We start from the raw sequence: 557 nt of genomic DNA, 5'->3' as shown, positions 1-557 counted from the left end.
TTTTTTTTTTTTTTTTTTTTTTTTTTTTTTTTTTTTTTTTTTTTTTTTTTTTTTCATTTTGGAACGGCGGATTTAATCGCATTGAGGACTGTTGACTAATGCATTTTCAGCTCTGTGCCGCCTGCGTTTTTCTGCTGGTTGCGGAACATGTCCGACTCAGAAGTTAAAACGGGTGCGTGCGATTAAGTTTATCAAGTAGTAGCAGTAGTTACGGGACAAGGGAGCCAACTAAACCGCCGACATCTCCTAACACTGTACCGACTCCATTGGTGACACCGCCTAATCCGATACCAACGGCACTACCAACGGATAATCCAATTGCAGCGACCTGTTGATTGACTCCGTTAAGCGTGTCATCAACCCAACTTCCACCAGAAATAATATCCAACTCTGAATTTCCGATAACTTCCATTTTTTGCATCATCATATTAATTACCTCTATATTGGTTAATTAAACGCAGCAACCCAACTGCGCACATGCACAGTTGGGCTAATCATTCCGACCGCACGCGGTACAGAATATTCTGTATCTTAGCGATGCCATTTTTTATTTCAAT

1 protein-coding gene is annotated in these 557 nt (G+C 40.2%); it reads right to left on the bottom strand.

Annotated elements, in window-relative coordinates:
- Positions 1 to 208 precede the first annotated feature (208 nt).
- Complete coding sequence (locus ACVBEF_RS21340) at positions 209 to 427, bottom strand: hypothetical protein (RefSeq protein ID WP_447125895.1); 219 nt, start codon at positions 425 to 427, stop codon at positions 209 to 211.
- Between the last annotated feature and the right edge of the window lie 130 nt (positions 428 to 557).

This window comes from Glaciimonas sp. GG7, assembly GCF_052976905.1.
Note: the sequence above shows the minus strand (reverse complement) of the source record. Positions and strands in the feature narration are given on the sequence as shown.

Excerpts from the sequence above, each read along its gene's own strand:
- ACVBEF_RS21340 (WP_447125895.1), bottom strand. The coding sequence starts at position 427 with ATGATGATGCAAAAAATGGAAGTTATCGGAAATTCAGAGTTGGATATT.